This window comes from Microbulbifer sp. YPW16 (genome assembly GCF_021290385.1).
In the GTDB taxonomy this organism is placed as follows: domain Bacteria; phylum Pseudomonadota; class Gammaproteobacteria; order Pseudomonadales; family Cellvibrionaceae; genus Microbulbifer; species Microbulbifer zhoushanensis.
In genome coordinates, this window is sequence record NZ_CP089928.1 from 611,328 (window position 1) to 623,895 (window position 12,568).

The following is a 12,568-nucleotide window of genomic DNA, read 5'->3' on the forward strand; positions in this document are numbered from 1 at the left end:
CTTTCTCCCTGTTATTGCCCACTCAAATTATTTTCCGCCGCTTCCGGCCCGTTAGCGGAAAGCCCGGGCGCATCCTGGGGCACAACCACCTCCAACACCCGGGGCAACACCCTGAACATCGCCGGCGTGCGTGTCACCGGCTCGCCGTCGGCATGCACCTCCATCCCTTCAGGGACCGTCACCAGCTCGATCTCCCGGCCCGATGTATTGAAGACCCGTCGGGCCAGGTCGTGGCGGCCACCTCGTAGCAGCGGCGCCAGGGTCAACAATTCCCAGAGCCGCTGCGGACGCAGGCTGTAAAGATTGAGTAACCCGTCATCAATGGTCGAATCGTCATCCACCACGTTACCACCACCATAAAAGCGACCATTGCCAATCGCCAGCTGGATGGAGCGCAGGACCCTCTTCTGGCCGTCGATCATCAGCCGCACGCGAAACTGGTTGCTGCGGGCCAGGGCCAGGCCCAGGGCCCGGAGGTAACTGAAGACACCCCAGCGCTGCTTGACCTCGTCCGACAGCTCCCGCGTCACCATAACGCCCAGCCCGATATTGGCGACATTAAAAAAGTACTTGCCGTTCACCTCGCCCAGGTCAATCTGCCTGCGGTGATTGGCCGCGATAACCGAAAACGCCTGTTGCAGGTCATTACCTATGCCAAGGGAACGCGCCAGGTCATTGGCGGTACCCAGCGGCAGGATTGCCAGGGGCAGTTTGCATTCCAGCAGCACCCCGGCAGCGGAACTGATGGTGCCGTCCCCACCGCCGATGATTACCAGGTCAAATTCACCACAGCGGCTGCGGATAGCCTCGCGCGTCTCCTCGGGGCTGCTGGAGGCAACCTCCTCCACTTCCATGCCGGCATCGCGCAGCAGCGCCAGCCCGGCATCCAGGTCGGCACTGGAACCACTGCGACTCTTGGGGTTCAGGACGAGCAGCGCGCGCAGGGGCGCCGACGGCATCTGGCTGATAGGCAGAACTCCTGTTCACTGCGCGGGCCCGGCCGCGCGCTTCTTCCGATTCTAGGCCAGCCGCCGGGCGACCGGTCAGGCGCTTTGCAGGCCCGGGGTGACAAAACGCAGGTAATAGGCAACCGACAGCGCGTAGAAATCCTCATCGATCCGCCGGCGCAACTCCACCAGGGAAGCATCCCGGCCCTGCACCGTCGGCTGCAGGCCGTAGTCGGCCGGGTCGCTGATCTGGCTGGCGCCGGCGCGCAGCAGTTCGAACACCCAGCAATAGGGATTCTGCTGCTCGTCGAATCGGATCTGCTGGTGGCGCAGCTGGGCCTCCAGCAGGCGCTGGTCGACAATCTCCAACTGGCTGCGCACCGCGTTGGCCAGGTATCCCTCGCGCCGTTCGGCAATAATACGGCGCTGCTCCTCGGTGTAGGCATTCCAGTCGATTACCTCGTGGGCAAAGCGCTTGCAGCCACGACAGACATCGTCACCGATACCGGTGGAGCAGACGCCAATACAGGGAGTGCGGACTTTCTTGTACATCAATTAACCAGAAGTTGCGCGAAGTTTTCACGGGCCGGTCGCCGGGCGGCGGTAAAATTGAGCCCGTAGACTATTTTGTTTGCATTCCAATGGGAAGATGCCAGACCGTCGCTGCATATTTTACGACCAGAATTCACCAGACAAATAGTGGCAATTCGCATAAGTTATTGATTTTTCAATAAACTTAACAGCCGTGGGGCTTTCCTGTAGAATCCGCGCCCATCCCCAGCGGCCAAGAAACCGGAAAAATCCGCACTGAAATAACTGCGGTGAATTCCACCAGCTGTTGGTCCACCCCACACACAAAGAGGGACTTATCCGTGCTTGAAGCCTATCGCAAACACGTCGCCGAACGCGCCGAACAGGGTATTCCGCCCAAGCCCCTGGACGCCGAACAAGTGGCCGGGCTGGTTGAGCTGCTGAAGAACCCGCCGGCCGGCGAGGAACAGGAACTGGTCGACCTGATCACCCACCGCGTACCGCCGGGTGTGGACGAGGCCGCTTACGTGAAAGCCGGCTTCCTCTCCGCCATCGTCAAGGGCGAGGCAGAATCCCCGCTGATCGACCGTGAACACGCTACCAAGCTGCTGGGCCAGATGCTGGGCGGCTACAACATCTCCACCCTGGTGGACCTGCTGGACGACGGCGACCTGGCCGGACTGGCAGCCGAGCAACTGAAAGGCACCCTGCTGATGTTCGACGCCTTCCACGATGTGGAAGAGAAAGCCAAGGCCGGCAACGAGCACGCCAAAGAGGTGATGCAGTCCTGGGCCGAGGGCGAATGGTTCACCAAGCGCAACAAAGTACCGGAAAGCATCAAGGTTGCCGTGTTCAAGGTAACCGGCGAAACCAACACCGATGACCTCTCCCCTGCCCCGGATGCCTGGTCCCGCCCGGACATCCCGCTGCACGCGCTGGCCATGTACAAGATGAAGCGCGACGGCCTGGAGCCGGAAGAGCCGGGCGTTACCGGCCCGCTGAAGCAGATCGAGGAAGTGAAAGCCAAGGGCATGCCGGTCGCCTTCGTGGGCGACGTGGTCGGCACCGGCTCCTCCCGTAAATCTGCCACCAACTCCGTGCTGTGGTACTTCGGCGAAGACATGCCCGGCGTACCCAACAAAAAGGCCGGCGGCATCTGCATCGGTGGCAAGGTGGCCCCGATCTTCTACAACACCATGGAAGATGCCGGCGCACTGGTATTCGAGGCACCGGTCGACGACCTGAACATGGGCGACATCATCGAGATCCGCCCGTACGACGGCAAGATCCTGAGCGAGGACGGCAAGGTCCTGTCCGAGTTCGAACTGAAGTCCGAAGTACTGCTGGACGAAGTCCAGGCCGGTGGCCGTATCAACCTGATCATCGGCCGTGGCCTGACCACCCGCGCTCGCGAGGCGCTGGGCATGGAGCCGTCCGACCTGTTCCGCAAGCCGGAGCAGCCCAACGACACCGGTAAGGGTTTCACCCTGGCGCAGAAGATGGTGGGCAAGGCCTGCGGCATGGAAGGCGTGCGCCCGGGCACCTACTGCGAGCCGAAGATGACCACCGTGGGCTCCCAGGACACCACTGGCCCGATGACCCGCGACGAGCTGAAAGACCTGGCCTGCCTGGGCTTCCAGGCCGACCTGGTAATGCAGTCTTTCTGCCACACCGCCGCCTACCCGAAGCCGGTGGACATCGACACCCAGCACAAACTGCCGGACTTCATCATGAACCGCGGCGGCGTTTCCCTGCGCCCGGCGGACGGCATCATCCACAGCTGGCTGAACCGTATGCTGCTGCCCGACACCGTGGGCACCGGCGGCGACTCCCACACGCGCTTCCCGATGGGCATCTCCTTCCCGGCCGGTTCCGGCCTGGTGGCCTTTGCCGCGGCTACCGGCGTAATGCCGCTGGATATGCCGGAATCCGTGCTGGTGCGCTTCAAGGGTGAGCTGCAGCCGGGTATTACCCTGCGTGACCTGGTCCATGCAATCCCCTACTACGGCATCCAGCAGGGTCTGCTGACCGTTGAGAAGAAGGGCAAGAAGAACGCCTTCTCCGGCCGCATCCTCGAGATCGAGGGCCTCGAGAACCTGACCGTGGAGCAGGCCTTCGAGCTGTCCGACGCCTCTGCCGAGCGCTCCGCCGCCGGCTGTACCATCAAGCTGTCCAAGGACACCATTGCCGAGTACCTGCGCTCCAACATCACCCTGCTGCGCTGGATGATCGCCGAGGGCTACGGCTCTGCCCGCACCCTTGAGCGCCGTGCGCGCGCCATGGAAGAGTGGCTGGAAAATCCGGAGCTGATGGAAGCCGACAAGGACGCCGAGTACGCCGAGGTGATCGAGATCGACCTGGCCGAGGTCAAGGAGCCCATCGTGTGCGCCCCGAACGACCCGGACGATGCCCGCCTGCTGTCCGAAGTAGCCGGCGACAAGGTAGACGAGGTGTTCCTGGGTTCCTGCATGACCAACATCGGTCACTTCCGCGCCGCGGGCAAGCTGCTGTCCCAGCACAAGGGCAGCATCCCCACCCGCATGTGGATCGCTCCGCCCACCAAGATGGACGAGCACCAGCTGATGGAGGAAGGCTACTACAACATCTACGGCGCTTCCGGTGCCCGCACCGAGATGCCGGGCTGCTCCCTGTGCATGGGTAACCAGGCGCGCGTGGCGGCCAACAGCACCGTGCTGTCCACCTCCACCCGCAACTTCCCCAACCGCCTGGGCGACGGTGCCAACGTGTACCTGACCAGCGCGGAGCTGGCCTCTGTGGGCGCCATCCTGGGCAAACTGCCCACGCCCGACGAGTACATGAAGTACGCCAACAACATCAATTCCATGGCGGCAGAGATCTACCGCTACATGAATTTCGACCAGATCGAGGAGTTCCAGAAGTCTGCCGAGGAAGGCAAGCGGATCGCCGCGACCGAGATTCAGGAAGTGAGTGTTTAAGCGCTAGCCTGGCCTGAAATGAAAAAGCCCCGCATCGCGGGGCTTTTTTTTGCCTGCAGGACCGCGGCCCAGGCATGGCCCCGGCATTGAGACCTAACTCAACGCTTCCTGAGGGTTGAACCCCGGGCGTCAAGTCCCGCCAGGATCGCTTTCATCTCAGCGGCCTCTTCCTCGGCCCGCTTTGCCCTGGCAGCTGCGATGGCCGCCTTCTCGGCCTCGATGGCCTCCCTGATCTTCTTTTCCTTGGCGGCGCTGCCGGTACGGCCACTCGGCAGCTTTTCCTTGACCACCCTGGTGGCAACTTTGGAATTGGAGCTACTTTCTGTCTTGGTCTTTCTGGAGGCGGAGGTTCTGGACCCGGGCTTGGGCCGTGGCGCCAGGGCCGCTTTGGTGGTGCCGGGTCGGACCGTTTTTATGCCCGCAAGGCTTTTCCCCCCATAGGCCTCCAGCGCCTCCTCCAGGAGCATCTTCAGTTCTGCCGCATCTTCCGCCGCTGCGAACAGGTTCACCGAGAAAGCATCCGGGCCAAATTCCTTTAGTTCCTTATAAAAGGGATGGTCAATCCCCAGCTCAAGCGCATCCTGAAACTGCCTGAACCGGGCTTCCGGTGACACACCCTCGCGCGCGGTGCCAACCCAGACATCGTCCGTCACTTCATTAATAAGGGTAAATACGATCATACAACCTCAAACAACAACACTGGCACCCATTCAGAAGTCTCCAAACGGGTAAATGGGCGCGCATTCTAATGAGATATCAATAAAAGTGCAGTCTTGACGTGGTGGGAATACAAGCAGAATTGAGCCGGTCCGCTCAGGCAGTATCCAGCGGTGACCGTGTTCAGAAATTAAACAGGGTTTGGTTTCCCCTCGCCAGCCACAACCGACGGGCTGTGTATGGCCGGCGGCAGCTTCACAGCGGCTTTTACCTGGTTCTTTATGTTGAGCAATCTAGCAAAAAGTAGCGACGTTGCAGCTGCGTTACTTAGGCATTGGACTTCCAATTAACGGCCGTGGCACTTGCGGCATGGTTTTATCCGTCCCGACACGCGAACAGCTTACTGCTCCGGATTGACAATAAAGGCGATTGGTAAATTCAGCGGAAAGCATTGGGCGGGAAGCTATGACTTCCCGCCGCGTCAAGAAGGAGTCGGGAATAGCGCAGCTGCCTTTTTACGTTTACAACCTGCCGCCCTAAAGTCAAGGAAACAAAAAAGGGGCCTTTCGGCCCCCTACCCGCCCAGCAGTCACCTGCCTGCGGTCTGCTGCGAACCATCTTTCGGTTTATCAAACCGATCCAGGTTCATCACTTTCACCCAGGCATCCACAAAGTCATTCACAAACCGCTTCTCGCCATTCTCCGTGGCGTAGACCTCAGCCACGGCCCGCAACTCGGAGTTGGAGCCAAAGATCAGGTCGACCGGGGTGGCGGTCCACTTAACCTTGCCACTCTTGCGATCCTTGCCTTCGTAGATGCCCTCCCCTTTCGAGGACTTGGACCACTCGGTATCCATGGTCAGCAGGTTGACGAAGAAGTCGTTGGTGAGGGTACCGGGCTTGTCCGTGAATACACCGTGTTTTACGCCTCCGGTGTTGGCATCCAGCGCCCGCATCCCGCCGACCAGCACGGTCAGTTCCGGTACGGTCAGCGTCAGCTGGTCGGCGCGGTCCACCATCATCTCGGTTGGGGACATACTGTTGTCCTTGCCATAGAAATTGCGGAAGGCATCCGCCCTGGGTTCGAGGAAAGCAATAGAGTCCACTTCGGTCATCTCCTGGGTGGCATCGCTACGTCCGGCCGTGAAGGGCACGGTGACGTTATGGCCGGCTTTTTTAGCTGCCTGCTCAACCGCGGCATTCCCGCCCAGCACGATGACATCCGCCAGTGATACCTTTTTGCCACCGGACGCGGATTTGTTGAAGTCCTGCTGGATGCTCTCCAGCTTGCTCAACACAGAGGCAAGCTCCTGCGGATCATTTACCGGCCAGTCTTTCTGCGGTTCCAGGCGGATACGGGCACCGTTGGCGCCACCGCGGAGGTCAGAACCACGGAAGGTGGAGGCCGAGGCCCAGGCGGTGCGGACCAGCTGGGGAACAGTAAGCCCTGAATCGAGTATTTTGGCTTTCAACTGTTGGATGTCCCCGTCACTGACCAGCTTGTGATCCACCTTGGGCACGGGGTCCTGCCAGATAAGGTCTTCGTCGGGTACTTCCGGGCCCAGGTAGCGGGATTTGGGCCCCATGTCGCGATGAGTCAGCTTGAACCAGGCCTTGGCAAAGGCCTCCTCCAGCTCTTCCGGGTTGTTCTTGAAGCGCTCGGAGATCTTGCGGTACGCAGGGTCCCTTTTCAGTGACAGGTCCGTGGTCAGCATCACCGGCGCATGACGCTTATTGGGGTCATGGGCATCCGGTACCAGGTTCTTGGCATTCTCATCCTTGGGAATCCACTGGATTGCCCCGGCCGGGCTCTTGACCTGTTTCCACTCGAAGTTATACAGGTTCTGCAGGTAATTGTTGCTCCACTTGATCGGGCTGACTGTCCAGGCGCCCTCCAGGCCGCTGGTGAAGGTATCCTTGCCCTTGCCCTCACCGCACTTGTTCTTCCAGCCGAAGCCCTGCGCCTCGATGGGCGCCGCGGCGGGCTCGGGGCCGATACAGTCGGGCTTGACGGCCCCGTGGTTCTTGCCGAAGGCATGGCCACCGGCAATCAGTGCCACGGTTTCCTCGTCGTTCATGGCCATGCGGCCAAAAGACAAGCGGATTTTTTCGGCTGCAGCCAGCGGATCACCATTGCTGCCCGGCCCTTCGGGATTGACGTAGATCAGGCCCATCACAGTGGCGGCGAGGGGGTTCTGGAGTTTCCCGCCATCCTTGAAGCGCTCCTTGTGCTCCAGCATCTTTGTTTCGGGCCCCCAGTACACCAGGTCGGGCTCCCAGTCATCCTCGCGGCCACCACCAAAGCCAAAGGTCTTGAAGCCCATGGACTCCAGTGCCACGTTACCGGTAAGCACCATCAGGTCGGCCCATGACAACGCTTCACCGTATTTCTGCTTGACTGGCCACAGCAGGCGTCGCGCCTTGTCCAGGTTGGCGTTATCGGGCCAGCTGTTAAGGGGATCGAATCGCTGCTGGCCCCCGCCGGCGCCGCCACGACCATCCGCCACGCGGTAGGTACCGGCACTGTGCCAGGCCATACGAATCATTAACGGGCCATAGTGGCCGTAATCTGCCGGCCACCAGTCCTGCGAGGTTTTCAACGTCTTTTCTATATCGCTTTTGACCTGCTTGAGGTCGAGACTGTTAAACGCCTCGGCGTAATTAAAATCGGCGCCTAATGGATTGGACGCCTCACCATGGGCTCGCAGGGGCGACAGGTCGAGCTGGTCGGGCCACCAGAACTGGTTGGATTTCGGTTGCCCGGGTTGTGGTGGATCCTGGGCTTGTGCCGGTCCGTATGGGTTCAGCAATGCGAGTGCTAATGCAAACGCCCCGCAACGGGATATCGTTTTATGAAACATGGCGGTGTTCTCCTCCGGAATAGCAGACTGCATACCGGTAAGAAATATAAGAAAGATTCCGGACGAGAGAGCTGAAAGAAGCAGCAAAAGAAAATTCAGGCGGCAATAGACGCCAATGAATGTCATAGGTTAAATCAATGACACCAACACTGGTGTAGTCGGGCACCCGGTTCAACGGACAGGGGCAGCATGTAGATATGGATGCCAGAAGTTTGAATGGACCCATACACGACATTTCCACTGCCGTTTTCATGCTATAAGGTGACGTAACAATCTACGGCTACGTGTGTCGGTAACGATGTAGCAGTGGCCCGGACACCAGCGAACCCGGGAAATATTGATAAAACGATGCAAGGTCCACTAGGTTCCGGGCCGCCAGGGAGCCACAGAGCGAATCAGGTCCAATCGAATACCCGGATGCCAGGGAGCACTTACCATGGCCAAGCGCCTGTCTTTAGCGGTGTGTATTTTTCTTTTTGCCGGGATTGCTCTCGCCAGCTGGCGGCCCCCCCCTTCGGCAAATGACGAGCGAGACCAAGGCAAGTTTGACCCCGCCCTGGTAAAAACGGGAGAGGTACTCGCCGGCATAGGCAACTGCAGTACCTGCCACACGGTGTCAGCGGACAAACCCTATGCCGGCGGCGTCGACTTTCCCACCCCGTTCGGCACACTCTATTCCACCAATATCACTCCCCACCCCCAACAGGGTATCGGCAGCTGGTCCCGCGAGGATTTTTTCCGGGCCATGCGCGAGGGCGTGTCCGCAGACGGATCGCACCTCTATCCCGCTTTTCCCTACACCCACTACAAGAATGTCACCGACGAGGACCTGGACGCCCTCTACGCGTATTTCATGACGCGAGAGCCGGTGGACCACACCCCACCGGAGAATGCCCTGCGCTTCCCCTTTAACCAGCGGTTCCTGCAGTGGGGCTGGAAGCTGATGTATTTCGATCCGGAGCCCTGGCAACCGGACCCGGCACAGAGCGACCAGTGGAACCGGGGCGCCTACCTGGCCAAGGGCCTCGGCCATTGCAGTGCCTGCCACACCCCCAGGAACGCCATGGGCGCCGAGGAGAAGGACCGGGCCTACGCCGGGGCGCTGGTGGACAACTGGTATGCACCGGCGCTGGACGCGAGCCAGCCGGTGCCGGTGCACTGGGACGAGGAAGCGCTGTACCAGTATCTGCGCAGCGGGCTCTCCGCGAATCACGGGGTCGCAGTGGGTTCCATGGGTGAAGTCGTGCACCGGGGCCTGAACCGCGCCGCGGACGATGATATCCGGGCGCTGGCGACCTACCTGGTTTCCCTCTCGGGGGAAGAGAACAGCACCGAACAGGTTCAGCCCGCCGAAATCATCACCGCGGCCCAACAGCGTGCCGATACGGACCACAGCGCTGGCGAGATGCTCTACGTCGGTGCCTGCGCCGCCTGCCACTACAACGCTGCCGATAAACCGATGGCAGCGCGTGCAGAACTCAGCCTCAACAGTGCAGTAACCGCCGAGGACCCCACTAACCTGATCCGGGTGGTGCTCGAGGGCATTGGCACAGACAGTGGTACCCCTGTCCTGGTGATGCCGGGCTATGCGGCCCTGAGCGACAGCGACCTGGTAGCGCTGGCCCAGTTCCTGCGGCGGCGCTCGGGCCTGCCGGAATGGAAAAACCTCCGGCAGCGGGTGGAAGAATTACGCGAATTACACCGGCAGTCGCAGGTAACCGAAGCGCAACAGGCAGGGGAATAAGCATGGCTATCAAGTTCAAGATCAACCGCGAGCCGGTGACGGTCGATGTCCCGGCAGATACCCCGCTCCTCTGGGTCATCCGCGACGATATCGGGTTTACCGGTACCAAGTTCGGCTGCGGTATCGGCCTCTGTGGTGCCTGTACCGTGCATGTCAATGGCCGTGCCACACGCGCCTGTATCACCCCGGTAAGCAGCGTGGAGAATACCGTGGTGACCACCATCGAGGGGCTGGCGGAAAACGGCCACCCCCTGCTGGAGACCTGGGTCGAGGCCCAGACGCCCCAATGCGGTTATTGCCAGCCTGGACAGATCATGCAGGCGGCGGCCATGCTGCGCGATTTCCCCGATCCCACCGATGAACAGATCGACCAGGTGATGAGCGGCAACCTGTGCCGCTGCATGGCCTATATCCGCATCCGCGAGGCCATCAGGATGGCAGCAGGTCGCCTCCGGGCCGCCGCGCCGCAGGGTAACGATGAAGACCGGGAGGCCAGCCATGCTTAAGTACCTGACCGGCAGGAACCAGCAGGGCCCGGGGCATACCAGGGATAACGCGGACACCGAACTGCCCTCCCCCGGGCGCCGGGGATTTATCATCGGTATGGCCGGTGCCGGCCTGACTCTGGCCTTCGCCCGCTCGCCACTGGGCCTCGCCAATCCGGCCAGGGCCGTGGCCGATGGTGCCTTCGAGCCCACCGTGTGGTACCAGATCCAGCCGGACGGGCGCATCATCGTCAATATCGCCAAGGCCGAGATGGGCCAGCATATCGGCACCGCGCTGGCCCGGATTGTCGCCGACGAACTGGAGGCCGACTGGGACCTGGTGGAACTGCACCACGTGGACAGCGACCCCAAATGGGGCTACATGGTGACCGGCGGCAGCTGGTCTGTATGGCAGAGTTTCACCCCGTTGAGCCGGGCCGGAGCCGCCGGACGCCAGGTACTGATCGAAGAGGGGGCGAAAAAACTCGGTGTTCCCCCGGATCAGTGCCGGGCACGCAACAGCCGGGTTATTGGCGGGGGCCGCTCCATCAGTTATGCCGACCTTGTCAGCAGCGGCAATATCAGCCGCAGTTTCACCGACGAGGAGCTCAAGCAGATGCCGATAAAGCCAGCCTCCGAGAGGCGCATTATCGGCGGGCAAACCCGGGCGCTGGATATCCCCGGCAAGGCAGACGGCAGCACCCTATATGGCCTGGACGCCAGCCTTGAGGGCATGGTCTACGGCCGCCCCATTATCCCCCCGACCCGCTATGGGTCCGCCATCAAGAGCATCGATGACAGCGCCGCGAAGGAGATACCCGGCTATCGCCAGACGATTACACTGGAAGACCCTTCAGGCACCGTGCCCGGCTGGGGAATGGTGATCGCCGACAGCTTCCATGCCGCCAACCTGGCGGTGGATCGGATCAAGGTGGACTGGTCTGCCGGCAAGACGGCCGGTGTGGATGAGCAGGCACTGCTGGATCGCGGCCGCGAGCTCATCGGTACCGCCGACCAGGGGGTACTGGTGCTGGACGAGGGAGACGTGGACGGCGCCTTCAGCAATGCCGCGGACACCCTGGAATCCGAATATATCACCCACGGGGTTTTGCACTTCCAGCTGGAGCCGGTCAATGCCGTCGCCAGGGAAAAAGACGGACGCTGGGAGATCCATACCGGCAACCAGTGGCAGTCGCTGATCCTGCCTGTGCTGTCCAAGGCGCTCGGGGTGCCCGAAGACCGTATCGTCATGCGCACCTACATGCTGGGGGGTGGTTTTGGGCGGCGCCTGAACGGGGACTACGCCGTGCCCGCCGCCCTGGCGGCCAAGGCCCTGGGCCGGCCGGTAAAAATGGTCCTCACCCGGGAGGACGACACGCTGTTCGATTCCATCCGTTCGCCGTCGGTGCAACGGGTACGCATGGCCTTTGACGACGACGGCAGGATCACGGCGATGGAGCACCACGCCACCGCCGGCTGGCCCACCCAGGTGATGGCACCGGGGTTTATGGCCGAGGGGGTCAACGGCAAGTACGATCCCTTCGCCATCCAGGGCGCCCTGCACTGGTACAGCATGGACGGGCACCGGGTAAGGGCCATCCCCAATGACCTGGCCAACGATACTTTCCGCCCGGGGTGGTTGCGCGCGGTGGGCTCCGGCTGGGTCAACTGGGCACTGGAGAGTGCCATCGACGAGGCGGCACACAAGGCCGGCGAGGATCCGCTGGAGTTTCGCCTGCAGCGGCTGAAGGCCGAGGGCCGCAATGCCGGCAGCGCGCCCAATTCGGTGGGCGGTGCCGCGCGCCAGGCCAATGTGCTGCGGCGGGTACGGGAAATCTCCGGCTGGGGCGAAGAGATGCCGGCGGACACCGCCCTCGGTGTGGCCACCACCTACGGCCAGGAACGCAACATGCCCACCTGGACCGCCTGTGTGGCCCGCGTCCGGGTGGACCGGGAGAGCGGTCGCCCTACGGTGGAAAAACTCACCCTGGTGACCGATGCCGGCACCATCGTGCATCCCGACGGCGCCCGTGCACAGGTTGAGGGCGCAGCCCTCTGGGGCATGAGCATGGCCCTTTACGAGGGCACCACCTTCAGGGATGGCAACGTGGTGGATAACAACCTGAACACCTACACCCCGCTGCGGATGCGCGATGTCCCCGAAATCGAGATGGAGTTTGTGGACAGTACCGAAACCGCTGTGGGCCTGGGGGAACCCGCCACCACGGTAGTAGGTCCCGCAATCGGCAATGCCATTTTCGCGGCGGTGGGCGTGCGCATGCGCGAGATCCCGATCCGCCCGGAGGCAGTACTGGCGGAATTGCAGAAGAAGGCCGATGCCTGAGTCATTCCAGCTGGCCCGGTAATCGGCAACAGCTATCTCCCGT

At 61.7% G+C, this 12,568-nt stretch carries 8 protein-coding genes; 4 read left to right on the plus strand and 4 right to left on the minus strand.

The genetic code is table 11. The annotated features are described in order from the left end of the window. Positions 1–11: 11 nt before the first annotated feature. Both LVE68_RS02680 and LVE68_RS02685 read right to left on the minus strand, forming a co-directional pair. On the minus strand, positions 12–959 hold the full coding sequence (locus LVE68_RS02680; protein WP_232942850.1) for a lipid kinase: 948 nt from the start codon (positions 957–959) through the stop codon (positions 12–14). 84 nt (positions 960–1,043) lie between these two features. Then, positions 1,044–1,499, minus strand: coding sequence for a DUF1289 domain-containing protein (locus LVE68_RS02685; RefSeq protein WP_232942851.1), 456 nt, complete (start codon positions 1,497–1,499; stop codon positions 1,044–1,046). Between the two features lie 320 nt (positions 1,500–1,819). Between LVE68_RS02685 and acnB the strand changes: the two genes are divergently transcribed. After that, positions 1,820–4,435: a bifunctional aconitate hydratase 2/2-methylisocitrate dehydratase gene (gene acnB, locus LVE68_RS02690; protein WP_232942852.1), complete on the plus strand. Its 2,616-nt coding sequence runs from the start codon at positions 1,820–1,822 to the stop codon at positions 4,433–4,435. A 98-nt stretch (positions 4,436–4,533) separates the two neighbouring features. Here acnB and LVE68_RS02695 read toward each other — a convergent pair whose 3' ends face one another. Beyond that, the gene (locus LVE68_RS02695) at positions 4,534–5,115 is read right to left on the minus strand and encodes a hypothetical protein (protein ID WP_232942853.1); all 582 of its coding nucleotides are present in this window, start codon (positions 5,113–5,115) and stop codon (positions 4,534–4,536) included. Positions 5,116–5,681: 566 nt separating this feature from the next. Further along, complete coding sequence (katG, locus tag LVE68_RS02700) at positions 5,682–7,952, minus strand: catalase/peroxidase HPI (protein WP_232942854.1); 2,271 nt, start codon at positions 7,950–7,952, stop codon at positions 5,682–5,684. 436 nt (positions 7,953–8,388) lie between these two features. On the opposite strand from katG, the gene LVE68_RS02705 reads away from it, so the two are divergent. From LVE68_RS02705 to LVE68_RS02715, 3 genes are read left to right on the plus strand one after another with little or no spacing between them, the layout of a single operon-like run. Further along, entirely contained in the window at positions 8,389–9,696 is a 1,308-nt protein-coding gene (locus tag LVE68_RS02705; protein ID WP_232942855.1) for a cytochrome c, read from the plus strand. A 2-nt stretch (positions 9,697–9,698) separates the two neighbouring features. Continuing rightward, positions 9,699–10,202: a (2Fe-2S)-binding protein gene (locus LVE68_RS02710; RefSeq protein WP_232942856.1), complete on the plus strand. Its 504-nt coding sequence runs from the start codon at positions 9,699–9,701 to the stop codon at positions 10,200–10,202. Beyond that, positions 10,195–12,525: a xanthine dehydrogenase family protein molybdopterin-binding subunit gene (locus LVE68_RS02715; RefSeq protein WP_232942857.1), complete on the plus strand. Its 2,331-nt coding sequence runs from the start codon at positions 10,195–10,197 to the stop codon at positions 12,523–12,525. Before LVE68_RS02710 ends, LVE68_RS02715 begins: the two co-directional genes overlap by 8 nt. Positions 12,526–12,568: the final 43 nt, after the last annotated feature.

Excerpts from the sequence above, each read along its gene's own strand:
- LVE68_RS02680 (WP_232942850.1), bottom strand. The coding sequence starts at position 959 with ATGCCGTCGGCGCCCCTGCGCGCGCTGCTCGTCCTGAACCCCAAGAGT.
- LVE68_RS02685 (WP_232942851.1), bottom strand. The coding sequence starts at position 1,499 with ATGTACAAGAAAGTCCGCACTCCCTGTATTGGCGTCTGCTCCACCGGT.
- LVE68_RS02695 (WP_232942853.1), bottom strand. The coding sequence starts at position 5,115 with ATGATCGTATTTACCCTTATTAATGAAGTGACGGACGATGTCTGGGTT.
- katG (WP_232942854.1), bottom strand. The coding sequence starts at position 7,952 with ATGTTTCATAAAACGATATCCCGTTGCGGGGCGTTTGCATTAGCACTC.
- LVE68_RS02705 (WP_232942855.1), top strand. The coding sequence starts at position 8,389 with ATGGCCAAGCGCCTGTCTTTAGCGGTGTGTATTTTTCTTTTTGCCGGG.
- LVE68_RS02710 (WP_232942856.1), top strand. The coding sequence starts at position 9,699 with ATGGCTATCAAGTTCAAGATCAACCGCGAGCCGGTGACGGTCGATGTC.
- LVE68_RS02715 (WP_232942857.1), top strand. The coding sequence starts at position 10,195 with ATGCTTAAGTACCTGACCGGCAGGAACCAGCAGGGCCCGGGGCATACC.